Raw genomic sequence first — 783 nt, 5'->3', positions numbered from 1 at the left:
GGGCCGGCTCGACGTCGACAGCGTCGGCCCCTCGCCGCGCTCGTCGCGGCCGTGCTGGCCGTGCTGGTCGGCGTCGGCGCCCTGTTCGCGCAGAATCCGTTCGACAACCCGGGCACACCCGACCCGGCAGAGATCGCCGAGGCGCCCTCGACCTCCGCGCCGGCCCCCGCGCCCACGACGCAGTCGCCGACGCCGGCCGCACCGTCCACGCCGTCCGTGCCCCCCGCCAGCACCGCACCGCCGACGGGCGGGCAGCAGATACCGGTCAGCTTCCGGGAGGTGACCAGCGAGTTCGCCGCCGTCCTCGCCACCGCCGTCGCCCGCGGCGACGTCGCCCCGAAGACCGCCGAAGACCTGCGCGACGACCTCGCCGACCTCAACCGCCGCACCAGGGACCGCGCCAAGCGCGTCGACGACCTGCGGGACCGCATCGCCGAGTTGGTACGACGAGACCGCCTACCAGCGCAGACGGGCGCGAAGCTGGACGCTCTGCTCACCCAGGCGGGCGGCTCCTCCTTCGGCCGTACGGACGACTGATACCTCCGTCGATACCGCTGGCATGATGTCCCGATGCGGACACGTCTGATCTTCGTGCGACACGGCGAGTCGGTCCACCAGCTCGAAGGAATCGTCGGTGGGCCGCGTGGTTGTCGGGGCCTCACCGCCCTCGGCCACGAGCAGGCACACCACCTGGCCAACCGGCTCACCGGTGAGGTCGCCGCCGACGGGCCGGTGGCGGTCTACTCGTCGGTGCTGCGCAGGGCCGTCGAGACCGCGCAGCCG

The 783-nt window shown here is 73.7% G+C and carries 1 protein-coding gene and 1 pseudogene; both read left to right on the top strand.

All coding sequences use genetic code 11. The annotated features are described in order from the left end of the window. Positions 1-537 (top strand): annotated as a pseudogene (locus KBX53_RS34675) (serine/threonine protein kinase); the annotation flags it as partial. A 33-nt stretch (positions 538-570) separates the two neighbouring features. Then, a partial coding sequence (locus KBX53_RS34670; RefSeq protein ID WP_210864003.1) for a phosphoglycerate mutase family protein occupies positions 571-783 on the top strand: 213 nt, incomplete at its 3' end.

Origin of the sequence: Micromonospora sp. M51, assembly GCF_018070305.1 — a bacterium.
GTDB classification, from domain to species: Bacteria; Actinomycetota; Actinomycetes; order Mycobacteriales; family Micromonosporaceae; genus Micromonospora; species Micromonospora parva.
Note: the sequence above shows the minus strand (reverse complement) of the source record. Positions and strands in the feature narration are given on the sequence as shown.